We start from the raw sequence: 24,555 nt of genomic DNA on the forward strand, positions 1-24,555 counted from the left end.
TTCCCGGACGAGGTGATCGTTGCTGCCCAAATCCTTTCCCGAACAGGAGCACTCATGGGATTCAAAGAAGGAAACTTCCCGCAGGTCGACCCTGCGACATTTCTCGATCTACCGTTCCGCGAACGACTGCGGGCCATGTCCACCCACTGGGCCGACCACGGATTCGGCACTCCGAAGATGGTCCACACCATCTACCTCCTCAAACTGCTGGTCCTCTACATCGGCGCAGGAGTGGCAGTGGCCACCCTGACCTCCGGCCACAATCCGCTCGACATCTCGGCATGGTGGAACGAGCCGATCGTCTACCAGAAGCTGCTGCTCTGGACTCTGCTACTCGAAACCGTGGGACTGGGCGGATCCTGGGGTCCGCTTGCCGGACACTTCAAGCCGATGATGGGCGGTGCGCTGTTCTGGCTTCGCCCGGGAACCATTCGCCTGCCACCGTGGCCGGGCAAGGTGCCACTGACCACAGGTGACAGCCGTACCGTCTTCGACGTCGTCGTATATGTCGCTGTACTGGTCAATATCGTTGTTGCGCTTGCACTTCCCGGTGTACACACCGGTTCGATCGACGCCGCCCTCGCGGACAACAACGGCCTGGTGCGCCCCGCACTGATGATGTCGCTCGCAGCCCTGTTGGTTCTGATCGGACTGCGAGACAAGGTCATCTTCATCGCCGCCCGCGGCGAGCAGTACTTTCCCGCGGTCTTGTTCTTCGGCTTCCTGCCCTTCGTCGACATGATCATCGCCCTCAAACTGCTCATCGTGACCGTGTGGGTCGGTGCCGGCATCTCCAAGCTCGGCCATCACTTCTCCATGGTGATCCCTCCCATGCTCTCGAACACGCCGTGGATTCCCTCGAAGGCTCTCAAGCGAGCGCACTACCGCAACTTCCCCCACGACCTTCGCCCCTCCAAAGTTGCCGGCGGGGTCGGCCACGTCCTGGGAACCCTCGTCGAGGTCGCTACCCCTCTGGTTCTTCTGTTCACCACCAATGCTGTTGTCGCACTTGCCGGTGCCGGATTGATGGTGGCGTTCCATCTGTTCATCACCTCCACGTTCCCACTGGCTGTTCCCCTCGAGTGGAACCTGCTCTTCGCCTTCGCTGCGGTGTTCTTGTTCCTCGGCTTCCCCAACGCCGGCGGTTACGCGGTGTGGGACTTCTCGTCGCCCGCATTGCTGGCACTCATCGTCGCGGGTCTGGTGTTCTTTCCGATCCTGGGCAATCTTCGACCCGATCTGGTCTCGTTCCTGCCTTCGATGCGGCAGTACGCCGGCAACTGGGCCTCGGCGACGTGGGCGTTCGCCCCGGGATGCGAGGACAAGCTCGATCAGTTCATCGAGCGTCCCAGCCAGAACACTCGCACCCAGCTCCTGGCCAGCTACCCACCCGAGGTCGCCGACGTGGTGATGCACCAGCTTCTCGGATGGCGTTCGCTGCACAGCCAGGGACGCGCCCTGTTCTCACTGATGATGAACCATCTCGGGGACGACATCGACACCTACACGCTCCGCGAAGGAGAATTCTCCTGCAACTCGATCGTCGCGTTCAACTTCGGTGACGGGCACCTGCACGACGACAAGCTCATCGCCGCGATTCAGCGCCGATGCAACTTCGCCCCGGGAGAATTCCTGGTGGTGTGGATCGAATCGCAGCCGATTCACAAAAACTATCAGGAATATCAGGTCATCGACGCCGCGCTGGGAGTCATCGAACGCGGCACATACAAGGTCGCCGATGCCATCAACGAACAACCGTGGTTGCCCAACGGCCCCATTCCGGTCGATGTGACATGGACACTGGACATCGACGCCAACCGCGCCGCTACCGACCCCGGCACCGTAGAGGAACCCAAGATGCGCGACACCACCGCAACCGAGTCCGGCGACTCCGTCGTCGCACCCACATCACAGCGCGGTCACCGAGTATGACCACCGCCGTAGTCGTCGGCAGCGGGCCCAACGGGCTCGCTGCCGCGGTACACCTCGCCCGCTCCGGAGTCGATGTTCAGGTTCTGGAGGCAGCCGACACGATCGGCGGTGGCACCCGCAGCGGCGAGCTGACGGTGCCCGGTGTGATTCACGATCTGTGTTCCGCGATTCACCCGATGGGCGCAGGTTCTCCGTACCTCGCCACTCTCGATCTCGAGCGCTACGGCCTCGACTGGAAGTGGGCCGAGGTCGATTGCGCCCATCCGCTCGACGGCGGTGACGCCGGGCTCATCTACCGCTCCATCGACGCCACCGCAGACGGGCTCGGTCCCGATGGGACTCGCTGGAAGCGAATGTTCGGAGATATCGCACGCAATTTCGATGTCCTTGCGGCAGAACTGATGCGCCCGATAGCGAACGTGCCCCGACACCCGTTGCCTCTCGTCGCTTTCGGTCCCCGCGCCTTGCTGCCTGCCACGGTCGCAGCGCGGTGGTGGCGCACAGAGAAGGCGAGGGCCTTGTTCGGAGGTGTTGCGGCACATACGTTCTACCGGCTGGACCGACCCGCCACCTCGGCCGTCGGACTGATGATCACCGCGTCCGGGCATCGCTACGGTTGGCCGGTGGCAGAGGGCGGCTCGGAGGCGATCTCCCGATCGCTGGCATCGATGCTGCGCGACTGGGGCGGCAAGATCGACACGGGGATCACCGTTCGGACTGCCTCCGACATTCCCCGGGCCGATATCGTTCTTCTCGATACGTCACCGAGTGCTGCACTGAAGATCTACGGCGACGCCGTACCGAACCGTGTTGCCAAGGCCTACAGTAAGTTCCGTAAAGCCCCAGCAGCCTTCAAAGTCGATTTCGCCATCGACGGTGACGTTCCCTGGACCAACTCCGACTGCGCTCGTGCCGGTACCGTCCACCTCGGTGGAACGTTCGAGGAGATCGCAGCGAACGAGAAAGACATCACCCAGGGCAGGATGCCGTCGCGCCCCTTCGTTCTGGTCGGTCAGCAGTATGTAGCCGACCCGACGCGGTCCGCGGGAACGATCAATCCGCTGTATGCCTACGCGCATGTGCCCAACGGGTACACGGGGGATGCAACGGAAGCCGTCATCGCCCAGATCGAGCGGTTCGCACCGGGTTTCCGCGACATCATCGTCGCAACGACCGTGACGTCACCGGCAGATCTCGAGCGCTCCAACCCCAATTACGTCGGTGGAGACATAATCGGAGGTGCGAACACCGAGCTGCAGGTGGTGCTCAGACCGCGAATCGCCCTCGATCCCTACAGTATCGGCGTCCCCGGGGTCTACCTGTGCTCGGCGTCGACCCCACCCGGAGCAGGCGCGCACGGCATGTGCGGCTTCAACGCCGCCGAATCTGCCTTGAAGTACCTGAGAAAGTCCGCGAGGGTATTGCGATGACGAGCCCGGGCTCCCAGGAACGCAGGGCGGTGGCACGTGGGCGGTTGGCACGAGTACCTGCAACCGCCGCCGACGATGTCCTGATCGCCTCCGCCGGCATCGCCCGGTCGCTGGCGGCCAGGGAAAGCGACATCGTGCGCTCGATGACCAGTCTTCTCGCACACGACATCGATCAACTCGACGAGGACCCTGTTCTGGTCGAGCTCCTCGAAGCATCCGTGCACGGAAATGTCTCGACCATCATCCACGTGCTGGCCAACGACATACCCGTCGACCATCTTCAGCCCACCACCGCTGCGGTCGAGTACGCTCTGCGCCTCGCTCAACGGGATGTGCCGTCGAACTCCCTGGTGCGGGCGTACCACATGGGACAGAACGACATGATGCGCCAGTGTTTCGAGGAGATCCACAAGCTCGAACTCGATTCGAGCCTCGAACTACCTGTGCTGGAACATATTTCAGACGTGATCTACAACTACATCGACTGGATCACCCTGTTCGTCTTCGATGCATACGAAAGCGAGCGAAGACGGTGGATCGGTGCCCAAGGCAACGTGCATTCCTCCACCATTCACACTTTGCTGGCCGACAAGGGCGAGAACTCGACAGCATTCGAGAATCAGACCGGCTACCGGCTCGATCAACAACACCTTGCGGTCGTGGTCTGGGACAGCGCACCCGACGCCGCAACCACACTCGGATCGATCGATGACATCGCTCGCCGCACTGCAGCTTTCGCCAAGTCCAATGGTCCTCCGATCATCACGGCGATCGATCGGCGAACAGTGTGGGCATGGATTCCACTCGGTTCACGAACATCCGCACTCGATACCTCGGAGTTGTCCTCCGTCCTCGACCTCGATGACTCGACCCGCCTTGCCGCGGGTCTTCCCGCGTACGGAATTCAGGGCTTTCGTCGCTCGCACGAGCAAGCCCGCGCGGCGTACTCGGTCGCAACCGTCCCCGGTACCCCCACTCGATCGATCGTCGGATTCGGCGACAAGGGAGTGGCGATCGTGTCGCTGCTCGCCCAGAATCTGGACTCGACCCGAGCGTGGGTGTGGGAGAGACTCGGTCCACTGGCCGAGGACACACCGGCTGCCGCCATTCTGCGGACAACCCTGAACGCATACTTCGCGCACGACGAAAGCCACCTGCGCGCAGCACAGCACCTCAACCTGCATCGAAACACCGTCAAGTACCGAATCAACAAAGCCCTGGACCAACACACTGTGAGCGCCGACAAACTCGACCTCGCCCTCGCACTTCAAGTCTGCGAATTCCTCGGCCCATCGGTGCTCAAGCCGATGTGACCCCTGGACAGCCACGACAGCCGCCTCGGCTGTCTGAGCCGAATCGGCCCCTCACATTCGAATATCTGACTCCGATCGGCGTCGGATTCACGAATGCGAGGAGCTGATCCGCAGCGGCGGTGTGGCTGGTGAGGCACAGTGGATGCTGCCCGCCGTACGGGCACTGCAGATGGGTCGTACCTGAGCTTGCCGAGCCGGTGTCAAGCGGCATAGAAGTGTTTGGGACGATTCGGGCATGACGACGAACCGGCAGACGCCCTCCGACCATGGGGACAAGGACCAGGGTCGCCCCGGGCTGGACCAGCGACCCGAACTCGATGAAGTTGCCAGGGGGCGGCCGCCTGCGACGGAATTGGCGGTCAACGTCGTTCGCGGCGGTCTGATCGGTCTGGCGGAAACGGTCCCCGGGGTCTCCGGCGGTACGGTCGCCCTGGTCACCGGCATCTACACCAGGGCCATCGCGTCGGCGAAGCATCTGACGGACATCCCCAAGGCCGCGGTGACGCGGTCCGACGTGCGCGCCGAGGTCCGTCAGGTCGATTGGTGGCTGCTCGTCACGGTCGGCGTCGGCATGCTGTTGATGGTGTTCTCGGTGGCGGGGATCATGGCGGATTTCGTCACGAATCAGCCCGTCTACTCCAAAGCGCTGTTCATGGGCATGATCGCGATGTCGGTGGCGATCCCGTTCATGGAGATCACGCGTGGTGCGTTCCCCACCACCCGGTCCCGACTGTCTGCCGTGGCTCTGTTCGTCGTTCTCGCTGTCGCTGTCGTCGTCCTCACGTCGTTACCCGGGGCCGAAGCGTCGAATCCGTCGTTGATCCTGGTGTTCTTCGCCGCGACGATCGCCATCTGTGCGCTCGTGCTGCCAGGCGTATCGGGGTCGTTCTTTCTGCTGGTCATCGGCCTGTATGCGCCGACGCTCACGGCCGTCGACGAGCGGAACCTGACGTACCTTGCTGTATTCGCCCTGGGCGCTCTGGTGGGGTTGGTCAGCTTCGTTCGAGTGCTCGAGTGGTTGCTGGCGAACTACCACAATCTGGCGATGGTCGCCGCTGCCGGTCTGCTGTTGGGATCGTTGCGTGCACTGTGGCCGTGGCAGGGCGAGAACAGAGAGCTGCTGGCCGTCGGCAACGAATGGCCCGCTGCCTTGGGGTTGTTCGCCGTAGGAGTTGCGGTCGTGGCTGTGGTCGCCATCGCTCAGCATCGACTGGCATCCACGCGTACGCCCTGAAACGGCGGGCGTTGCCGGCCATATACGCACCTCGTCGGAATCCGCACCGCCTGCAGGCACCGTGAATTCCGACGAGGGGCGTATTTGCGCGCGAACCCTCCACACCGGCCCACACAGACACAAAAACTCCGACCCCAGCAGCGGGATCGGAGCAGTGGAGCCTCCTAACGGGATTGAACCGTTGACCGCTCGCTTACAAGGCGAGTGCTCTACCGCTGAGCTAAGGAGGCAGTGAAGCGAAGCCAGCATATCCGTTCATCGGACGCTCAGTCACAACAGGTACCTTGTCCGTGGATCACCCCAGCAACGTGTAAAGACGGTCATGACTTTCCTGCAAGACCTGACGGCTTCGCTGAGCCGTCTCACCGGTGAGCGTCGGGCCACCATCGATACGCCGACCGCAGCACCGTCGCCTCTTCGTCCGATCGATCTGACCGACGATGCGTCGGTTGCGGAAGTCCTGGACCTCGCGGTTCGCGTCGGCGAGGTGTTGTTGGCATCGGGAACGGCTGCGATGGATACGGCGACGCAGGTGCAGTACATCGCCGCGACCTACGGCCTCGCACGTTGCGATGTCGACGTCACATACAACTCGATCACTCTCAGTGCCCACCGCGGCCCGACGCGACCGCCTGCGTCGACGATGCGCATCGTGCATTACCGGTCGATGGACTTCACGCGGCTGGCCGAGGTCGACCGTCTCATTCGCGCCGTGCGCGTCAAGATGGTGCCGCCGAGTGCGGCGCTGGAACGCCTCGACGAGATCACCAAGGCTCCGCACCCCTACAACCGCTGGATTGCGACGCTGGCGTGGTCGGGCATGGCCGCGGCCATCAGTGTGCTTCTCGGTGGTGGCCCTTTGGTCGCTGTTGTCAGCTTCCTGACCACGATGGTGATCGACCGCATCGGGCGCGTCCTGAACCGCGCCGGGTTGCCGTTCTTCTTTCAGCAGGTTGTCGGCGGCTTCGTGGCGGCGACACCGGCGATCACGCTCTACAACTTTCAGGACCAGCTGAACATCGATATTTCACCGTCGCAGGTCATCGCGGCCGGTGTGATCGTGCTGCTCTCGGGGCTCTCACTCGTCGGCTCGGTGCAGGACGCGATTACCGGTGCCCCGATCACCGCGGTGTCGAGATTCTTCGAAGTGTTGATGATGACCGGCGGCATCATCGCCGGCGTTGCGACGTCTCTGCGGTTGGCCGCGTTGATCGGTAGCGATCTGCCGCAGATCAGCAACCTGGCACCACCGGACATCCTGCAGGTCCCCACCAAGGTGATCGCCGGCGCGGCAGCGTCACTGTTCTATGCACTGGCCTGCTACGCCGAACGTCGTGCGTTGACGGCTGCATTCATGGGCGGCTTCGCGGGCTCGCTGGTGTATCTGCTCTCGCAGACCCTCAACGTGGGACCGATCATCGCCTCGGCCATCGCTGCTACCGTCGTCGGCTTCGCAGGTGGTCTGTTGGCTCGTCGTGCACTCATTCCGCCCTTGATCGTCGCCGTCGCGGGCATCACTCCACTGCTCCCCGGCCTGGCGTTGTACCGCGGTCTGTACGCGATCCTCAACGACCAGCTTCTGCTCGGCATCAGCTCGTTGTTCGCGGCATTCGGCGTCGGCTGCGGCCTGGCCGCGGGTGTGACACTGGGCGAGTGGGGTGCCCGCACTCTGCGTCGACCACGCATCATCGCGCGTACCGAAGAACTACTACGCCCGACGCTTCGCCGCACAGAAGAACCGCGCCGACCGACTGTTCGTCGGCGGCGCGGTACTAGTCCTTCGTAGAAGGCGGAACTCAGGCCTCTGTGCTGGGGGTTCCCTCAGCGGATGCGCGTGCAGCTGCGTCGGCCTCCATGGCCTCACGCAGGCTGCGCGGACGCATGTCGGTCCAGTTCTTCTCGACGTACTCCAAGCACGCGGCGCGGGTGTCTTCACCGAAGACGACACGCCATCCCTGAGGGACCTCGGAGAACGTCGGCCACAGCGAATGCTGGTCTTCGTCGTTGACCAGCACGAAGAAGCGTCCGTCTTCGTCATCGAACGGGTTGGTACTCATCTCGCCTCACTCGTCGCGAACGTTTGGTTGGTAAGTCTGCACCGTGAGGTGCCACACGACCCTAGCAACGCAGGTCGGGCCGTGGTGCCGTCAGGCCTTCAAGAAGCCGAGCAGTTCCGCATTGACGGCCTCGGGACGCTCGAGATATCCGTAGTGCCCGGCGTCCGCTATCTCCACGTACCGGGCACCGGGGATGGCGTCGGCCAACTCCTTGCCCAAGTACGGCGGGATCATTCGATCGTCGGCGAATCCGACCGACAGGCACGGCACCGCCACGCCGCGGTACGCCGCAGTCCGATCGAAATCGTCCTCCATGCCCAGCTGAGCACGCACTCCGGCGGACGGCGAGGAGGCGGAGAACTCGAACAGGTCCAGCCAGTCGCGTGCCCCGCGGGAATCACGCAACGTGGCAGGCGACAGGTTCATCACCGCTGTCACCGCGGCCGAGTAGGTGCCGGGAAGCTCGACACGCTTGTCGTACAGCGCTCGTTCGCCGTGGGCGAGAGTCTTCTGGAACTCGTCGACCCGGGCGTGGCCTGCGAGGAACACGGCTTTGCGAACCAAGTCGGGCCTGCTCAGAGCAAGCTCCTGCGCGACGCGTGAGCCCATCGACGTTCCGACGACATAGGCCTTCTCGTCGCCGTTGCGGACGAGCTCGATCAGGCCGGCGGTGTCGGCGACCATGTCCTCCATGGTGATGCCGTGCGTGCTCTCCGACGACGGAGCGATGCCTCGATTGTCGAACGTGCACACCCGGTAACCCGCTGCTGTGAGAGCGGGCACCTGATGCAGCTCCCACACACGACCGGGACTGCCGGTGCCCATGATCAGAACTACCAGGTCTCCACTGCCCTTGACCTGGTAATTCACGTCGATGCCGTTGATCTTGGCGATAGGCATACGTCTCCTCACTGCTGATGTATTCGTCGGCGATCGTATCGTTCGGCGCCGACGCGGGGTTACTCGAACAGCCAGTGGGTACCTGGTGTTACATGACTGACGAGAACGTAGCGGGCGAAGCACGCAAGGGATTGCTCGACGGAATCAAGGGCAAGGCCAAAGAGGTCGTCGGCGCGGTGACCGGCAACGACTCGTTGACAGCCGAGGGCCAATTGCAGGCCGCTCAGGCTCGTGAACACAAGGAGGCCCAGGCCACGGACCGAGTCGCCGAGGCACAGGCCACCGAAGCCGCGGAGGAACTGGCCGACGTCCGGACCGCGGCCGAGAGCCGTCGGGAGGCCGCGGAGGAGAACGCCGCGGTCACCGAGGCCAACGCCGACCGAGTTCGCCAGACCCAGGTGGTCGCCGCCGAGCAGGAGAAGCGCGAGGCAGTGGCGCAGGAGCGTGCTGCTGCGGAGGTAGACGCGACCGCCGAGCAGATCGAGGCCGCGGACGAGCGACGCATCGAGCAGGCCGCAGCGGACTCCGACGAGATGGTGGCCGCACAGAAGCACCAGGAAGCACTTCGTCAGGCCGAAGCCGATCGCAAGAAGGCCGAAGAGCTCCGCAACCAGGCCTGAACCACTACCGCAAAACAGGAGTTTCGCCTTATGAGTGTCCTAGCCATACCGATGACCATTCTTCGCATTCAGTACAAGATCGCTCGAATTCCGTTGCAGCTCATCGAGACCAACGTCGTCGAGAAGATGAATGCGGAATCACCCGCGCGCCTGGTGTACGAGCACACGCTCGGATCGCTGGACCGCGCCGTCGGAAACCTGTTGGGAGACAAGGGCCTCGCCGATCGCGGCGAGACTCTCGTCGACAGCACCGAGAACCGTGCCGAGGCAGCGCGCCTCGACGCCGAGGCTCGGGCCAAGAAGACAGCGGCCAACGACGAATTGAAGGTGGCTCGCGAGACCGCCGAGAAGGATCGCCGCGCAGCCGACGCCGCAGCTCAAGAAGCCGCACGTGACGCCCGCCAGGAGGCCGAGCAACGCAAGCGCGAGGCCGCTCAGGACGCCGAGCGCAAGGCTGCTGCGGACAAGAAGAAGGCCGACGAGCAGGCCGCTGCCACCGCAAAGGCCGCCGAGGATCGCAAGAAGGCTCAGCAGGCTCAGGTCGACAAGCAGGAGAAGCTGGCCGCAGCGCCGTCCGAGGCCGAATTGGCCGAGGCCGCTGAGCGTTCCGACGAAGCCGCCGCCAAGAAGGACGAGGCGGAGCGCATCGAGAAGCTGTTCATCGCGGAGAAGAACAAGGACTGACAGGTCAGTCCGCACTCGATGAAAACGAAAACCGCTGCATCGGTTCCATTCGATGCAGCGGCTTTCGCTGTTCGTTGGCAAGAACCCCTCAACCGCCAACCCTGAACGTCGCCCGATACGCGCTCGGCGAGACCCCCAACTCCGCAGCGAGTTGATTTCGCAGCGAGGTTGCCGTGCCGAATCCCGTGTCGTGGGCGATGCGTTCGATGGTCAGGTCCGTGTTCTCGAGCAGCTCACGCGCTCGTCGCACGCGTTGCGCCACGATCCACCGAGCCGGGGAGACACCGACTTCGGCGACGAACCTGCGTGAGAACGTCCGCACACTCATCGCTTGATGCCGGGCCAGATCCTCCACGGACAACGCCGACCCCAGATTGCGCAGCGCCCATTCCTGCGCGTCGGCCGTCGACGTACTGTGCGTCCGCGGCACCGGAGTGTCGATGTACTGCGCCTGACCACCGCTGCGATGGGGTGGAACGACGGTTCCGCGCGCCACCCGATGCGCCACTGCCGCACCGAAATCCTGTCGAATCATGTACAAACACAGATCGATTCCCGAGGCCTCCCCTGCCGCTGTCAACACGTTGCCGTCCTCGGTGTAGAGAACGTTGGGGTCGAGCAGCACCTGCGGATACAGCTCGGCGAATCGAGCGGCCGACTTCCAGTGGGTGGTGGCCCGCTTGCCGTCGAGCCGACCCGCCGCAGCCAGCACGAACGATCCCGTACAGATCGACGCCAACCTCTGGGTCGACACCGCGTCGAACAAGGTGGAGACAGCGCCATCGGACGTGTAGTCGGCGTCGGACGCCGGCACGATGACGGTATCGGCCTCGGCCACGGCGTCGAGCCCGCGTTCGACGAGTATCTCGACGTCGGAGTCGGTGCGAACCGGACCGGGCACGTCGGTGCAGGTGATCACCTCGTACAGCAACTCGCCGGACTCGGAGCGCGCCTGCCCGAACAGACGGTGCACGATGCCCAGTTCCATGGCGAGGAGACCGTCGCGCACATAGACCGCGATGCGATGCGTCATGGCCGAATTCTTTCACATGTTGTCTTTCCTGCCACTGGTTCCGGACAGCGGCGTAGCCCAGGATCGAGTGCATGAACATCCTGTGGGTCTATGCCCATCCAGACGCCCGCTCCCTCAACGGTTCCCTGCGCGACGCAGCCCTGGAACAACTCCTCGTCGACGGCCATACCGTCGAGCAATCGGATCTGTATGCGATGCAGTGGAATCCAGTGGTCCAGCCAGCGGACTACGACCACGATCCGGCTGAGCGATTCAAGGTGGCGACCGCATCCAGCTCGGCCCTCGCGGCCGGCACCCAGACCCCGGACATCGTTGCCGAGCAACAGAAGCTACTACGGGCCGATGCCGTGGTGCTGCAGTTTCCGCTGTGGTGGTTCTCGATGCCCGCGATCATGAAGGGCTGGGTGGATCGCGTGTTCGTCGAGGGGCTCGGCTACGGCATCAAACGGCCGGACGGCAGGTCCCTGCGCTACGGCGACGGCATGCTCGCAGGCAAGCGGGCGATGGTCGTCCTCAGCATGGGCGGCAGCGAACACACCGTTTCCCCACGCGGCATCAACGGCGATCTGGACGAGATGCTGTACCCGATTCAGCACGGCATCCTGTTCTACACCGGCATGTCCGTACTGCCGCCCGTTCTGGTGGCGAGCGCCGACCGGATGACCGAAACCGATTATGCTGCAGCAGAATCTGAGCTACTACAGCGAGTGAAGGGCCTGCCCACCGACCGGCCCATCCCCTACCGCACCCAGAACGGCGGGGACTACGACAGGCGATTCGTGCTGCGGAGCACTATCGATGCCGAAAACACCGGATTGCGAGTACACACCGAACGTTGATCAATCGAGAACGCGAGCGAGAAATGCGGCGATGTTGTCTTCGACTGCCGCGGTCCGTGTCTCGACGTCGAAGTCCTCCTTGAACTGACGACCCAACGCCGGGGTCTTCTTCTTTCGTGCGTAGAGCGAGCACGCGAGGTCCGAGCAGATGTAGGTGCCCACCGTATTGCCGCGTCTGCCGGATTCTCCGGCCTTCGCGGCAGCCATCAGCGACACTCCACCGTTGGCGTGCGTGGTGAGGCAGATGCTGCACATCTGTGCGGTGCGCGGCCCACCGACTTTGTAGCGCAACGAAATTCCACGCAGGCGATCTTCCGAAGGAACGACGATGTAGCTCCTCCCGGCGAGCTTGGGATCGACCCAACCGAAGAAGTCGAGATCGTCCCACGGCACAGCGTCGAACATTTCGGGAAGGGAGAGCCGACCGGCGTCACCCTTGGACGAGTTGACGAACGACGACCTGATGTCGCGTTCGGAGATCGGTTCCATGTCACTGCCTCCAGTGCTGTAAGAGTGTGTCGATTCCGTCGAGGATGCGGACCCAGGACTGCTGCGAGTCGGGTGCACTGTGAGCGAACGAGCCCGACGCATCGAGGCTGGCGTAGCCGTGAAAGACACTGCCAAGCAATCGAACTGCGTGTACCTGATCCTCTTCGCCCAGGTCGTACCCGCGGAGAATCGCCTTCATCATCGCCGAGTGACGCACTCCCGCACTCGCACGAGCGGTCTCGTGATCGAGTGGAAACTGCGTCGCTGCATATCGACCTGGATGTTCGCGCGAGTAGTCGAGGTACGCGTCGGCGACGGCGACCAACGCGTCCTTGCCCGCTCGGCCTGCAAGGGCCTCGGACACCCGGTCGGCCAGTTCCTCCAACGCCAGCAGCGCTATCCCGACCTTCAACTCGTGCGCGTTCTTCAGGTGCGAATACAGGCTCGCCACCTTGACGTCGAAGCGTCTGGCTATCTCACTGGCGGTGACGCGATCGAAACCGACCTCATCGGCCAGATCCGCTCCCACTGCCACGATGCGCTGCGCGGTCAATCCTGCGCGTGCCATGCCGGCCTCCTCGTTCTTTCGAGGACACCGTAACCAAACCTAATAGCTTTAGGCAAATCCCTAAGGCCATCAGCGACCCTGCCACGCCTCCCACAACTGTGCGTATCGCCCACCGGCGGCGACCAGCTCTTCGTGCGGACCCTGTTCCAGAATTCTGCCGTGTTCGAGGACCACCACGCGGTCGGCGGCGGCAGCCTGGGTTAGGCGATGCGCGACGATCAACGTGCTGCGGCCCCTGGTCGCGGCCTCGGCCGCCGCTTCGAGGTCTCGCGCGCCGGAACTGCCGGCTTCTGCGGTGGCCTCGTCCAGCACGGCGACGGCGGGATCGGCGAGAACAAGTCGCGCCAAAGCCAATTGCTGCGACTGGGCCGCGGTCAGCTGGTGTCCGCCCTCCCCGACCGCGGTGTCGAGGCCGTCCTCGAGCGCCTCGACCCATGCCCACGCTCCGACGGTGCGCAGCGCGGCTTCGACGTTGTCGCGACCGGCATCCGGGGCGGCGAGCAGCACGTCGTCGATCAATCGGCCGGCGAACACGTGGACCTCCTGGCTGACGATCGCCACGTGACGTCGTAACCCTTCACTACCCAGCGCATCCAGTGATGCGCCGCCGACCCGAACCGTCCCCGACGTCGACGTCATCGAACCGGCCGCGATGGCCGCGATCGTGGATTTGCCTGCGCCGGTTGATCCGACGAGTGCGACGGTCTCGCCCGCGTCGATCCGCAGGTTCACTCCGTGCAGCACCTCGTGGCCGGACTCGTACTCGTGCCGCAGATCGATGACGTCCAAGGCGGCGTCGGCGGGCGCGGACCCGTCGCCGACGGGTCGCTCGTCAGGAATGTCGATGACACCGACCAGCCGCGCCAACGACGCTCCTGCGGACTGGATGTCATCGAACGTGAACAGCAGGGTGCCGATCGGATTGAACAGGCGGTGGAACAGCAGCGCTGCCGCTGTCGTCTCGCCGACGGTGACGTAATCGCCTCGTACGAGCAGGAATCCGGCCAACAGGATCACCGACAGTCCGACGCATTCGGCGCGATTGCTCCGCGATCCGAATCGGGTGAACAACCGGAACACGTCGACGCCGATGTCTCGGGCCTTCGCCGACGCTCTGTCGATCTCGCTCAGGTGCGCCGACTCGAGTCCGTACGCGCGAACGGTTTTCGCGCCCTGCATGCTGCTGACGAACGACTGCGCTCGCTCGCCCATCGCGACGCGTTCGGCCGCGTACTTCGGTGCCGAGCGCGGCAGATACCACCGCAGCGCGAGGACATACATCGGCAGTGCGACGAGCCCCGCCAGGCCGAGCCGCCAATCGATGCCGAGCATCGTGATCATGCTCAGGCACACGAGCAGGAACGCCCCGACCAGCTGTGGGATCACCTCACCGATCGACTTGGCCATCACCGCGACGTCGTCGCCCACCCGGGAGAGCAAGTCGCCCTTGCCCACTCGCTCCAGCGTGGCAACGGGCAGATGCAGTGCGCGTCGCACGACGGCCTCGCGCAGCGACGCCAGAATGCCCTCACCGAGAGTGCTGATGAGGTAGCCGCTGAAGCCGGTGACGATGCCGCCGATCACCGCGGCCACCGAGATCACGACGACGACCCCGACGATCGCCGAGGTGTCTGCACCGTCGCGGACGCGGTCGACCAGAACACCGAGTACGTAGACGGGTACCAACGACATGGCCGCGGCAACTGCGCCGAGCAGCAGCGTCACCGCGGTGCGAACTTTCCGCATGCGCAGCTGTTCCAACAGCCACCGACCCGAGCGCGCACCGGTGGCGATGGGAAGCAGTTCGGGAGTGGTCATCGCAGCACCGTCTCCTTGTACTGCGCGTCCGAGGACGCGAGATCGTGGTGCGTTCCCTCGGCGACGACGCGGCCGTCGTCGACGACGAGAACGCGATGGGTCACCGACAACAGCGCGGGGCTCGTGGTGATGAGAATCGTTGTCTGCGAAGCTCGTTCGGTGTGCCGGAGCTCGGCGATACCGCGCGCGATGGCGTGCTCGGTGACGGCGTCGACGGCGGTGGTGGGGTCGTGCAGTACCAGAACCGGGGCGTCGACCGACAGTGCTCGCGCCAGCGCGACTCGCTGGCGTTGGCCGCCGGACAGGCTGGCTCCGCGGTCGGTGACGGCGTGATCGAGACCGGCCGCGTGCAATTCGACGACGTCGGTGGCCGCGGAGGCCTGCAGCACGACATCGAGTTCGGCGTCGGGCCGCTCCCGGCCTGCGGTGACGTTGCTGCGGACGGTGCCCGCGAACAGGTCGGTGATGTGGGGTTCGACGAGCACGGTCTCACGGGCGCGTCGAAGATCGATCTCTCCCGCCGGAATGCCGCCGATACGAACCGATCCGGTGTAATCGGCGTCGGAGATCTGACCGGACAGCAGCGCAGCGAGCGCTTCCCCGTCCTGCGGCCGGTAGGCGACGACGCCGAGCATCTCGCCCGGTTCTGCACGGAACGTGAGGCCGTCGAGCGATCGGAACCGAACGTCGTCGACTCCGAGGTCGGAGCCTGCGGGCACCGCGGATTCCGACTGCGGCAGAACGTGATCCGCACCGAGCACCAGGGCCAGCCGGTCGGCCGATCCGCGCACCATCGCAACGACGCCGGGGATCCTCGCCAATCCGGTCAGGGGTTCGATGACGAACTGCGCAAGGCCGATGACGGTGATCAACTCACCGACCGAAATGCGGCCCTGCAGCGCGAACCAACCTGCGGTACCCGCGATCCCGACGGCCAGCAACGCGTTGACCGTCGCCGACAGGCCCTGATAGACGTTGTTTGCGCGAGCCAGCTTCAGAGTCGCGGCCAACGCCGTTCGACTCGACGTCACGAATCGCTGCGTCGCGGCATTCTCGGCACCGATTCCGCGTAGCGGCCGAACACCGCTGACCAGATCGGTGGCCATACCCGACACGGTGGCCACCTCGGCCTGCTGCGCGGTGGCCGCACGAGTGAGCAACGGAGCGAGACGTTGCAGCGCGATCAGGATGACCGGCGTCCCGATGACCACGGCGAGACCGAGCGGAACGTCGATCACGATCAGCGCGACGGCAGACGCGACGACCGCCACGGCCGATGCGAAGACCCGCGCGATCAGATCGAGGATCCACGACTCCTTCTCGGCGTCGGACGTCGAGACCGTCAGCAGCTCCCCCGCCGACAGCTCGGTACGCACACCCCGCGGATCGAGGACGCGGCCTGCGACCTCCACGCGCACCAGATGCGCCTCCCGCTCGATCGCGACGACGATGATGCGGGCACCGATACGCCACGCGTACGACAGGGTGACGAACAAGGCCGCCAGACCGACCAACGAGACGATCATCGCGGTCACATCACCGGTGTCGATGGCCCGCGAGACGATCAGTCCGATCGCAACCGGGACCATCGTTTCGCACAGTTGATGCACCCCGAACAGCAGCGACGAGACGATCAGGCGGGTGCGATGCCGTCGTACGGTGCGGCGCAGAATCGCAGAGCCGGTGGCCGGAGAAGGCACCTCCACCACTGTCCGAGCATGGCGGAGCGGCACAGAATCGGTCATTTGCTGCAGCCTATGGCATCGGGAACTGGCGATGGGGCGCCACATTTACATAGAGTCGGGACCAACGAACACCGTGTAAGCCCAGCAGAGAGTACGGAGAACACCATGCCTGCCAAGACCTCCACCGACAACGACATCGCCGACGAAGACATCGTCCCACTCGAGTACGAGACGGCCAGCCAGGCTCAGCGCGTCGTCGCGGCCTACGCGACCGATGCCGACGAATGCCGCATGTTGCTGTCGATGTTGGGTATAGATCCCGTAGCGAAGACCGACTGACACTCTTCGCAGGACTGTTTACCCAAGGATCTACAAGCGGATTGGACAGTTGTGGCTGACGCCTCGCAGGGTTCGGATTTTGTCGTCGTAGCCAACCGGTTGCCGGTCGATATGGAAAAGCTCCCGGACGGGAGCACGCGATGGAAGCGAAGCCCTGGCGGGTTGGTCACCGCTCTCGAACCGATTCTGCGCGCCAACAAGGGTGCGTGGGTGGGGTGGGTCGGCGTCTCGGACGTCGACGTCGAGCCCTTCGTCGAGGACGGTCTGCAGCTGCGTCCGGTCACGATCAGCGAGAAGGAATACACCCAGTACTACGAGGGCTTCTCCAACGCGACGCTGTGGCCGCTTTATCACGACGTCATCGTCAAGCCGGAGTACGACCGCGACTGGTGGAACGCCTACGTCGAGGTCAACCGACGGTTCGCCGAGAAGACCTCCGAGGCTGCAGCACAGGGCGCGACGGTCTGGATCCAGGACTATCAACTCCAGCTCGTCCCGAAGATGCTGCGGATGCTGCGCCCCGACCTGACCATCGGGTTCTTCCTGCACATCCCGTTCCCGCCGATCGAGCTGTTCATGCAGATGCCGTGGCGCACCGAGATCGTCGAAGGACTGCTCGGTGCCGACCTCATCGGTTTCCACCTGTCCGGCGGCGCGCAGAACTTCCTCTACCTTGCCCGACGCCTCGCCGGGGGAACCACGTCCCGCGGAACCGTCGGAGTGCGGTCAAAGTTGGGCGTCGTGCAGGTCGGCTTCCGGACCGTGCGTGTCGGCGCGTTCCCGATCTCCATCGATTCCGGTGACCTCGACACCAAGTCGCGCTCCAAGGCCGTCCGCGATCGCGCCAAGCAACTGCGCAAGGATCTGGGCAACCCCAAGCGCATCATGCTCGGCGTCGATCGCCTGGACTACACCAAGGGAATCGACGTTCGGCTCAACGCGTTCCGCGAACTGCTCGAAGAGGGCCGCGTCGACCCGGCCGAGAACGTCATCGTGCAGTTGGCGACGCCCAGCCGTGAACGCGTCGAGAGCTACGTCGCGATGCGCGGCGAAATCGAGCAGCAGGTGGGCCGCATCAACGGCGAGTACGGCCAGGTGGGCCACCCCGTGGTGCATTACCTGCACCGGCCGATCCCCCGCGACGACCTGCTGGCCTACTTCGTCGCCGCCGACGTCATGCTGGTCACTCCGCTGCGCGACGGCATGAACCTCGTCGCCAAGGAGTACGTGGCCTGCCGCAGCGATCTCGGTGGTTCCCTGGTGCTCAGTGAATTCACCGGTGCCGCAGCCGAACTGCGCCAGGCATACCTGTGCAACCCACACGACCTGGACAGCGTCAAGGACGCGATCATCGGAGCCCTCGAACAGGAACCGGAGTCGGGCAAGCGCCAGATGCGCGCCATGCGCAGGCAGGTTCTCGCCCACGACGTCGATCGCTGGGCCCGCTCCTTCCTGACCGCGCTCGCGGCACCGGCGGAGGGCACAAACCTCACCCGATAAATTCGCTTTCCCAACACCGTCGACGGCTGTAACTTTGCCGTCGGCGGTTTCTTTTTATGCATTCCAACAGTGAGGAGGTGGGCATCGTGGCCACCTGGACGAGCGCACACCCGAGCCCACGTCACTCCTCTCCGAAGGAACCCTCGCATGTCTTCTCTACTTCACTACGGCCTCGATCAGCATTGGCTGGATGAGTTCGAAAAGCTCACTCAGGACGCAGTTCTCGCCCGCGTCGTTCGCGTCGACCGCGGTGGATTCGACGCCGTCACCGCTGACGGCCTCATCCGCTGCTCCGGCAGTGGCACCTGTACCGGGGATTGGGTGGCACTCGACGGAGAATCGTTCCGGCTGATCGCCATTCTCCCGCGCCGGACGGCCATCGAACGCGCCTCCGCCGGAACCACATCCGACACACAGGTTCTCGCGGCCAACGTCGATACCGTTGTCGTCACGGTCGCGTCGGACACCGCCCTCGATCTCGGTCGCGTCGAGCGCTACATCACCCTCGCCTGGGGCAGCGGCGCTGTTCCTGTTCTCGCGATCACCAAGACCGACAGCGGTAGCGTCGCCGAAGAATTGTTGCTGGCCGCCGCGCCGGGCGTCACCGTGTGCAGCACCAGTGCGGTGTCGGACGGCGGAATCGATTCGCTGGCAGCACATCTGCGCGGGACGGTTGCACTGATCGGGCCGTCGGGATCCGGAAAGTCGACACTCGGCAACGCCCTGTTGGGTGGTTCGGTTCTCGCTACCGGTGCTACCCGCGAGGGCGACAGCAAAGGCAGGCACACGACGGTGCATCGGGAATTGGTGCCGATTCCTTCCTCGAGCCTGGTGCTGTTGGACACCCCGGGTTTGCGTTCGGTGGGCGTCCAGGGATCGGAAGACGCTGTGGCGAGCGCTTTCTCCGACATCGATCAACTCGCCGCGTCGTGTCGATTCGGCGATTGCGCGCACGAACACGAACCCGGATGTGCGGTGCTTGCCGCCGTCGGCGCGGGTGAGCTCACCGAGAGAAGGTTGGGCAACTACCGAAAACTGTTGCGGGAGAACGCCTGGGCCACCTCGAGGCACGACGCCCGAGCACGCAGCGAGAAGCTTCGGGAGTACAAGCAGATCTCGAAGTCGCTACGCCAGAAATACGCCGTCGACGGAAAGAAGAGGTAAGTCAGCTCTCGTCGAACAGTGAGGGGCTGTCGGTCTCCGTCTCGTCCTGCCGAGCCGAACCCTCACTGCTCGACGCCTTGCGCACCACCTCGACCGTGGTGGTGCGTACCGACAACCGATGGCCGTCGTGATGCTCGAGCAACGCCAGACCCTGACGGATCTCGAGCACCTTCCACGGGCCGGCGTGCCCGGACGCCTGAACCAGGTCGCCTGGTGCGATCTCGGAAGCCACTGTTGTTCTCCATTCAGCGAGCAATCGGGTTCGAGCAAGTCTGTGACACACACCCTATCGGGCATGTACTGCCCGCATCTCACTTGCTCGTCGAACAATTTAGGAGTACTCATGTAATAGTTGTATATATACAAGCATTATCGCGGAGGTGAACGTGGCCGAGCTGACTCGACGACACCGGTATCTCGTGCTCGGCATCTGCTGCCTGAGTCTGTTTCTCGTCAGCACCGACAACACGATCGTCAACGTCGCGCTGCCGTCGATGCGCGCAGATCTGAATGCATCGGTCTCGGGGCTGCAGTGGATCATCGATGCATACACGCTGGTCGTGGCATCACTGCTGATGCTCGGCGGCTCGATGGCCGACAAGTACGGCCGCAAGCGCTTCTTCCTGATCGGCACCGGAACGTTCGTCCTCGGTTCCCTGCTGTGCAGCGTCGCACCGTCGCTCGGCTGGCTCGTCGCCTTCCGCATGCTCCAGGCAATCGGTGGCTCGATGATGAATCCCGTCGCGATGTCGATCATCACCAATACCTTCACCGATCCGAAAGAACGCGCAGGAGCCATCGGCATGTGGGGTGCCGTCGTCGGAATCTCGATGTCGGCCGGTCCAGCGCTGGGCGGCATCCTCGTCACCGGTGCCGGCTGGCAGTCCATCTTCTGGATCAACGTCCCCGTCGGGATCTTCGCGCTGGCGATGACACTGAAATTCGTCCCGGAATCCAAAGCCGAGCACTCCCGCAAGTTCGATCCGGCCGGCCAGTTCCTCATCTTCGCGTTCCTCGCGTCTCTGGTGTTCACCATCATCGAAGGTCCCGCGAAGGGGTGGGGATCGCCGCTGATCGTGTTCACCGGTGCCGTCGCCGTCGGCTCTCTCGTCGGGCTGCTGGTGGTCGAGTCGCGAATCGAGGAACCGCTCATCCAACTGAAGTTCTTCAGGAGCGCGCCGTTCAGCGGAGCGACGGTGATCGCTGTGTGCGCGTTCGCGTCCCTCGGCGGATTCCTGTTCCTCAACACCCTCTACCTGCAGGACGTGCGCGGATACTCACCACTGCACGCCGGTCTCTACACCCTGCCGATGGCGTTGATGACGCTGATCTTCGCGCCGATCTCCGGTCGCATCGTCGGCAGCCTGGGAGCGCGCATTCCGCTGCTCGTCGCGGGAATCGGCTTCGTGGCCTCGGCGCTGATGCTCACCCGACTGACTCCGACGACGTCGTTCGCGTGGCTGGCCGTCGCGTACGTGATTTTCGGAATATCCTTCGGCATGGTCAACGCCCCGATCACCAACACCGCGGTGTCCGGAATGCCGCGCAGTCAGGCCGGAGTGGCATCCGCCGTCGCGTCGACGAGCAGGCAGGTGGGCCAATCGCTCGGCGTGGCCGTAGTCGGATCCATCGTCACGGCGAGCATCGTCGGCGAGATCTCCGACGGCTTCACCGCTGCCGCAGTCCCAGCGTGGTTCGTCATCGCAGGCGCAGGCGTGGTGGTCACCGTGCTCGCAGTGGTCACCACCGGCCGATGGGCACGCGCGACCGCCGATCGAATCGACCAACCGGTGCTCGTATGACCGGCTCGGAGGCGGCCCTCGTCTGGCGCGAGATGCGCGCGCTGATGCTCGAGAAACACGACACCCGCCGAGCCGTCGCCGACGCCACCGGGATGAGTTTTTTGCGAGCCAAGCTGCTGACCAGGTTGCTCACGGGCGATCGGACGGTCACCGAGCTGGCCGAGATCCTCGCCTCCGATGCGCCGTACGTCTCGCTCAACGTTCGAGAGTTGGAAAAACGCGGATTGGTGGTCCGTACCGAAGACCCCACCGATCGCCGACGCCGCATCATCGGACTGACCGATGCCGGACGCCTCCTCGCCGAAAGGGCCCGAGCCATCGCCGACGCCCCGCCGCCGGAATTCACGACGATATCTGCCGAAGACCTGGCGCATCTGCGACGGATTCTGCAGCTGCCCTGATTTCTGAGCGTTCAGCGGCGGATGGCGTCGAGTGGTGTGCCGATCTCGACGAGCGCGCGCACGGTCGCCGCTTCCATTCCGGGTGAGCCGCAGACCAGGATCTGGCGATCCGGGAACGGCCCCTGGGTGGCGACGACGTCGGCCACACTGCCCTCCCAGCAATGCTCGGGCTCGAAGAATGATGCGCTGGAACCGATTTCGGCATGAATGCGGTCGTTCCATCGATCCGACGCCCACGGCTCGTGCAGTTGATCGACCACGGGTACCACCGTCAACCACGGGAACTCCGCCGCCATCAACCACACCATGTCGCCGGCATACAGGTCGCGGGGAGACTTGCCGCCGACGAACAACGTTACGTTCGGCGGCTGTTCGCGGCGCGTGAGGTCGAGCAGAATCGCGCGCAACGGAGCGAGGCCGGTGCCGCCCGCGATCATGACGACGTCGCGCCCCGAATCGTCGACGTGGAGACTGCCCTGCGGATCGCTGATCTGCCACACATGACCGGGCCGCGTCTCGTTGACGATCGATCCGCTCACCCAACCGGCCGGAACGGCTCGAACGTGGAACTCCAGCTTGCCGTCTCGCGACGGCGGGAGTGCGGGTGAGTAGCGCCGCGTCAGCGCAGCGTTCTGGGGAACTGTGACCGACACCGACTGTCCGGCCTGAAACGGCACCGCGTCGCCTTCGAGTCTGATCACCGCGAGATCGTTCCGAAGGCGATGATACTGAACGACCGTCGAACTCCACGCCTGCATGTGGACCAGAATAGGGGCCGACGCCGGGTGGCTCGCAAACCCGCGCGCGGTTCGCCCATTGCCGGTACCGCCACCCCCGGTCGAGCCCGCAAACGCGCGCGCGTTTGCTGAACGCGCGCGGAATAGTGACCCGATCGCTGGCGAATCCGCGCGCACCTGACAAATGCGCGCGCGTTTGCGAAGAAGTGAGCAGGAGACCCGCGACTCAGCTTCCACGGACGGACTCGACCCCAATGGCCCAGCCCCGCGCAGGTTCGCTACCGCAGCCCGTGTCGACGCCGCAAATGCGCGCGCGTTTGCTGAACGCGCGCGGAATAGTGACCGAATGACAAGCGAGAACGCGCGCACCTGACAAATGCGCGCGCGTTTGCGAATAGTCGAGGGCGAAGCCTCGAACCTAGCGCTGGTGCTTCGGCTTCCAGACCACCAGGGCATTGCGTTGGATCGGGACCAGGTCGCGGCGATAGCTGGCGTGCACGTTGGCCAGATCCTGGGCCAGCTCGGAAACCCGAGCCTGCAGTGCCTCGACCTGGTTGGTGAGCTCGATGATGCGCTTGATGCCCGCGAGGTTGACGCCTTCGTCCTGCGAGAGTCGCTGCACTTCACGAAGCAGTGCGACGTCACGCGGGGAGTAGCGGCGCCCACCGCCGGTGGTGCGATGAGGGGTGACCAAGCCGAGTCGATCGTAGGTACGCAGCGTCTGCGCGTGCATGCCCGCCAACTGCGCCGCGACCGAGATCACGAAGACCTGGGCGTCGGGGTCAGCTTGCCCGCCACCGGCTTTCGCAGATCCGCCCTCGGGAGGGACCGACATCACACACCTGCCCACCCGGCCCGCGGGTCGAATCCGCTGGCCTTCTCGGCTTCCAGATAAGTTTTCAGAGCGTCGGTAGCAGCATCGTCGAGTTTCTGCGGCACGGCAACTTTGACGGTCACCATCAGGTCGCCGGTACCGGATTTCTTCGGGATACCGCGGCCACGCACCCGCAGCACTCGGCCGTCGACGGTTCCCGGTGGAACCTTCACGCCGACGCGACCTTCGAGCGTGGGCACCGACAGCGTGGTACCGAGCACCAGTTCTCCGTAGCTCACCGGAACGGTCACCGTCAGGTCGTCGCCCGTGCGGCCGAACACCTTGTCGGGCTTGACGCGAACCGTCACGAACAGATCGCCCGACGGCGCTCCGCGCAGGCCGGCTTCGCCCTGACCGGCGAGGCGCACCTTCTGGCCGTCACTGATGCCGGCCGGGACACGCACGGTGATGGTGCGGGTGCGGTTCTGCACTCCGGTTCCGCGGCAGTCGACGCACGGGTCGTCGATGATGGATCCGGTTCCGCGGCAGTCGTCGCACGGCTCACTGAAGCCGAACGCGCCTTGGTTTCGGTTGACGACGCCTTGGCCGTTGCATTTGGGGCACACCCGCGGGCTGGTTCCGGGCTTCGCGCCGCTGCCGTGGCAGGTGGTGCACGAGGACGGGCTGGTCAACTTCAAGGGGACCGTCACGCCTTGCGCCGCTTCACGGAACTGCAGCGAGGTCTCGGTTTCGACGTCGCTGCCCCGTCGGGGCCGATTGTTCTGGGGGCGCTGCTGTGCGCCGCCTCGATTGAACAGGCCACCGAAGAGGTCGCCGATTCCGCCGTCGCCGCCGCCCTGACCGAAGATGTCACCGACGTCGAAGGTCTGGCCACCGCCGCCGAATCCGCCTGCGCCGGGTGAGAATCCACCGCCGCCACGGCTACCGAAGCCGCCGGAGGCGAACAGCCGTCGTGCTTCGTCGTATTCCTTGCGCTTGGCCGGGTCGGCGAGAACGGCATGCGCCTCACTGACCGCCTTGAACTTGTTCTCGGCCGAGGCGTTGCCGGGATTGGCGTCGGGATGGTTGTCCCTGGCCAACTTTCGGTACGCCTTCTTGATCTCTTCTGCAGTCGCGCTGGAGGAAACGCCCAGCTCCTTGTAGAAGTCCTTCTCGATCCACTCCCGCTGGCTCAC

General features: G+C 64.4%; 24 protein-coding genes and 1 tRNA gene. 13 read left to right on the plus strand and 12 right to left on the minus strand.

Going from position 1 to position 24,555, the window contains the following annotated elements:
* Nucleotides 1-54 precede the first annotated feature (54 nt).
* The 4 genes from AB0366_RS03720 (at nt 55) to AB0366_RS03735 (ending at nt 5,909) form a co-directional block, all read left to right on the plus strand.
* The gene (locus AB0366_RS03720; protein WP_347873380.1) at nt 55-1,932 is read left to right on the plus strand and encodes a DUF3556 domain-containing protein; all 1,878 of its coding nucleotides are present in this window, start codon (nt 55-57) and stop codon (nt 1,930-1,932) included.
* The gene (locus AB0366_RS03725; RefSeq protein WP_347873381.1) at nt 1,929-3,362 is read left to right on the plus strand and encodes an NAD(P)/FAD-dependent oxidoreductase; all 1,434 of its coding nucleotides are present in this window, start codon (nt 1,929-1,931) and stop codon (nt 3,360-3,362) included. The genes AB0366_RS03720 and AB0366_RS03725 overlap by 4 nt, the downstream gene beginning before the upstream one ends.
* Nucleotides 3,359-4,675, plus strand: a complete 1,317-nt coding sequence (locus AB0366_RS03730) for a helix-turn-helix domain-containing protein (RefSeq protein ID WP_347873382.1) — start codon at nt 3,359-3,361, stop codon at nt 4,673-4,675. The genes AB0366_RS03725 and AB0366_RS03730 overlap by 4 nt, the downstream gene beginning before the upstream one ends.
* 235 nt (nt 4,676-4,910) lie before the next feature.
* A complete protein-coding gene (locus AB0366_RS03735) occupies nt 4,911-5,909 on the plus strand; it encodes a DUF368 domain-containing protein (protein WP_347873383.1) in 999 nt (332 codons plus the stop codon).
* 155 nt (nt 5,910-6,064) lie between these two features.
* On the opposite strand, the gene AB0366_RS03740 is transcribed toward AB0366_RS03735, so the two are convergent.
* A tRNA-Thr gene (locus AB0366_RS03740) sits at nt 6,065-6,139 on the minus strand.
* Between the two features lie 92 nt (nt 6,140-6,231).
* On the opposite strand from AB0366_RS03740, the gene AB0366_RS03745 reads away from it, so the two are divergent.
* Entirely contained in the window at nt 6,232-7,695 is a 1,464-nt protein-coding gene (locus tag AB0366_RS03745) for a threonine/serine exporter family protein (RefSeq protein ID WP_366242747.1), read from the plus strand.
* A gap of 10 nt (nt 7,696-7,705) precedes the next feature.
* On the opposite strand, the gene AB0366_RS03750 is transcribed toward AB0366_RS03745, so the two are convergent.
* Both AB0366_RS03750 and AB0366_RS03755 read right to left on the minus strand, forming a co-directional pair.
* Nucleotides 7,706-7,966 carry an MbtH family protein gene (locus AB0366_RS03750; protein WP_008710007.1) on the minus strand — a complete coding sequence of 87 codons (261 nt, stop codon included), beginning with the start codon at nt 7,964-7,966 and terminating at the stop codon, nt 7,706-7,708.
* Nucleotides 7,967-8,056: 90 nt separating this feature from the next.
* Complete coding sequence (locus AB0366_RS03755) at nt 8,057-8,866, minus strand: alpha/beta hydrolase (RefSeq protein WP_366242748.1); 810 nt, start codon at nt 8,864-8,866, stop codon at nt 8,057-8,059.
* A gap of 92 nt (nt 8,867-8,958) precedes the next feature.
* On the opposite strand from AB0366_RS03755, the gene AB0366_RS03760 reads away from it, so the two are divergent.
* Both AB0366_RS03760 and AB0366_RS03765 read left to right on the plus strand, forming a co-directional pair.
* Nucleotides 8,959-9,486 carry a general stress protein CsbD gene (locus AB0366_RS03760; protein ID WP_366242749.1) on the plus strand — a complete coding sequence of 176 codons (528 nt, stop codon included), beginning with the start codon at nt 8,959-8,961 and terminating at the stop codon, nt 9,484-9,486.
* Nucleotides 9,487-9,537: 51 nt separating this feature from the next.
* Nucleotides 9,538-10,170: a hypothetical protein gene (locus AB0366_RS03765; RefSeq protein ID WP_366242750.1), complete on the plus strand. Its 633-nt coding sequence runs from the start codon at nt 9,538-9,540 to the stop codon at nt 10,168-10,170.
* 88 nt (nt 10,171-10,258) lie between these two features.
* Here the strand turns inward: AB0366_RS03765 and AB0366_RS03770 are convergent, their stop codons facing one another.
* The gene (locus tag AB0366_RS03770; RefSeq protein ID WP_366242751.1) at nt 10,259-11,203 is read right to left on the minus strand and encodes a helix-turn-helix domain-containing protein; all 945 of its coding nucleotides are present in this window, start codon (nt 11,201-11,203) and stop codon (nt 10,259-10,261) included.
* A gap of 71 nt (nt 11,204-11,274) precedes the next feature.
* Here AB0366_RS03770 and AB0366_RS03775 point away from each other — a divergent pair, with 71 nt between their 5' ends.
* On the plus strand, nt 11,275-12,042 hold the full coding sequence (locus tag AB0366_RS03775; RefSeq protein ID WP_366242752.1) for an NAD(P)H-dependent oxidoreductase: 768 nt from the start codon (nt 11,275-11,277) through the stop codon (nt 12,040-12,042).
* On the opposite strand, the gene AB0366_RS03780 is transcribed toward AB0366_RS03775, so the two are convergent.
* The 4 genes from AB0366_RS03780 to AB0366_RS03795 form a co-directional block, all read right to left on the minus strand.
* Nucleotides 12,043-12,531 (minus strand): FBP domain-containing protein, encoded by a 489-nt coding sequence (locus AB0366_RS03780; RefSeq protein ID WP_366242753.1) that lies wholly within the window; start codon nt 12,529-12,531, stop codon nt 12,043-12,045.
* Nucleotide 12,532: 1 nt separating this feature from the next.
* Complete coding sequence (locus AB0366_RS03785; protein WP_366242754.1) at nt 12,533-13,099, minus strand: TetR/AcrR family transcriptional regulator; 567 nt, start codon at nt 13,097-13,099, stop codon at nt 12,533-12,535.
* A gap of 69 nt (nt 13,100-13,168) precedes the next feature.
* Nucleotides 13,169-14,917, minus strand: coding sequence for an ABC transporter ATP-binding protein (locus AB0366_RS03790; RefSeq protein ID WP_366242755.1), 1,749 nt, complete (start codon nt 14,915-14,917; stop codon nt 13,169-13,171).
* On the minus strand, nt 14,914-16,662 hold the full coding sequence (locus tag AB0366_RS03795; protein WP_366242756.1) for an ABC transporter ATP-binding protein: 1,749 nt from the start codon (nt 16,660-16,662) through the stop codon (nt 14,914-14,916). The genes AB0366_RS03790 and AB0366_RS03795 overlap by 4 nt, the downstream gene beginning before the upstream one ends.
* A gap of 105 nt (nt 16,663-16,767) precedes the next feature.
* Between AB0366_RS03795 and AB0366_RS03800 the strand changes: the two genes are divergently transcribed.
* The 3 genes from AB0366_RS03800 to rsgA all read left to right on the plus strand — a co-directional run bounded on the left by AB0366_RS03800 (nt 16,768) and on the right by rsgA (nt 19,605).
* Complete coding sequence (locus AB0366_RS03800; protein WP_008710019.1) at nt 16,768-16,941, plus strand: hypothetical protein; 174 nt, start codon at nt 16,768-16,770, stop codon at nt 16,939-16,941.
* 51 nt (nt 16,942-16,992) lie between these two features.
* A complete protein-coding gene (locus AB0366_RS03805; protein WP_314145796.1) occupies nt 16,993-18,441 on the plus strand; it encodes a trehalose-6-phosphate synthase in 1,449 nt (482 codons plus the stop codon).
* A 147-nt stretch (nt 18,442-18,588) separates the two neighbouring features.
* Nucleotides 18,589-19,605 carry a ribosome small subunit-dependent GTPase A gene (rsgA, locus tag AB0366_RS03810; RefSeq protein WP_366242757.1) on the plus strand — a complete coding sequence of 339 codons (1,017 nt, stop codon included), beginning with the start codon at nt 18,589-18,591 and terminating at the stop codon, nt 19,603-19,605.
* A gap of 1 nt (nt 19,606) precedes the next feature.
* Here rsgA and AB0366_RS03815 read toward each other — a convergent pair whose 3' ends face one another.
* Nucleotides 19,607-19,837 (minus strand): hypothetical protein, encoded by a 231-nt coding sequence (locus AB0366_RS03815; RefSeq protein WP_121871004.1) that lies wholly within the window; start codon nt 19,835-19,837, stop codon nt 19,607-19,609.
* Between the two features lie 154 nt (nt 19,838-19,991).
* Here AB0366_RS03815 and AB0366_RS03820 point away from each other — a divergent pair, with 154 nt between their 5' ends.
* Both AB0366_RS03820 and AB0366_RS03825 read left to right on the plus strand, forming a co-directional pair.
* Nucleotides 19,992-21,407 carry an MFS transporter gene (locus AB0366_RS03820; RefSeq protein WP_366242758.1) on the plus strand — a complete coding sequence of 472 codons (1,416 nt, stop codon included), beginning with the start codon at nt 19,992-19,994 and terminating at the stop codon, nt 21,405-21,407.
* Entirely contained in the window at nt 21,404-21,808 is a 405-nt protein-coding gene (locus AB0366_RS03825) for a MarR family transcriptional regulator (protein ID WP_366242759.1), read from the plus strand. Before AB0366_RS03820 ends, AB0366_RS03825 begins: the two co-directional genes overlap by 4 nt.
* 11 nt (nt 21,809-21,819) lie before the next feature.
* On the opposite strand, the gene AB0366_RS03830 is transcribed toward AB0366_RS03825, so the two are convergent.
* The 3 genes from AB0366_RS03830 to dnaJ form a co-directional block, all read right to left on the minus strand.
* Nucleotides 21,820-22,566 carry an FAD-binding oxidoreductase gene (locus AB0366_RS03830; protein ID WP_366242760.1) on the minus strand — a complete coding sequence of 249 codons (747 nt, stop codon included), beginning with the start codon at nt 22,564-22,566 and terminating at the stop codon, nt 21,820-21,822.
* A 397-nt stretch (nt 22,567-22,963) separates the two neighbouring features.
* Nucleotides 22,964-23,380, minus strand: coding sequence for a helix-turn-helix transcriptional regulator (locus AB0366_RS03835; RefSeq protein ID WP_366242761.1), 417 nt, complete (start codon nt 23,378-23,380; stop codon nt 22,964-22,966).
* Nucleotides 23,380-24,555 carry a molecular chaperone DnaJ gene (dnaJ, locus tag AB0366_RS03840; protein ID WP_121871008.1) on the minus strand — a complete coding sequence of 392 codons (1,176 nt, stop codon included), beginning with the start codon at nt 24,553-24,555 and terminating at the stop codon, nt 23,380-23,382. Before dnaJ ends, AB0366_RS03835 begins: the two co-directional genes overlap by 1 nt.

Origin of the sequence: Rhodococcus sp. NPDC076796 (assembly GCF_040702765.1) — a bacterium.
In the GTDB taxonomy this organism is placed as follows: domain Bacteria; phylum Actinomycetota; class Actinomycetes; order Mycobacteriales; family Mycobacteriaceae; genus Rhodococcoides.